The organism is Prevotellamassilia timonensis (genome assembly GCF_021531665.1).
GTDB lineage: Bacteria > Bacteroidota > Bacteroidia > Bacteroidales > Bacteroidaceae > Alloprevotella.
The window spans coordinates 1-230 of sequence record NZ_JADYUH010000244.1 but is presented as its reverse complement, the minus strand read 5'-3'; the positions used below and the strand labels follow the sequence as shown (position 1 = coordinate 230).

1 protein-coding gene is annotated in these 230 nt (G+C 63.9%); it reads left to right on the top strand.

Going from position 1 to position 230, the window contains the following annotated elements; genetic code table 11:
* Window positions 1–230 (top strand): virulence-associated E family protein (locus I6E40_RS10905; RefSeq protein ID WP_235387307.1); only part of this gene is annotated, 230 nt, incomplete at both ends.

Genomic DNA, 230 nt, shown 5'->3' with positions numbered 1-230 from the left:
CCTCCCCGCCTGGGACGGTCGCGACCGCGTCGGAGAACTCGCGGCGCGTATCTCCTCGGATGAACTCTGGAACAAGGTGTTCCGCCGCTGGCTGCGCGGCGCGGTGAAGGGCTGGCTCGGCGAAGAAGAAAGCGCGGATGTGTATGATTGTCAGATTGCTCCGCTGCTGGTCAGCGAGCGTCAGGGACTCGGCAAGAGTACGTTCTGCCGCATGCTCCTGCCGAAGAAAC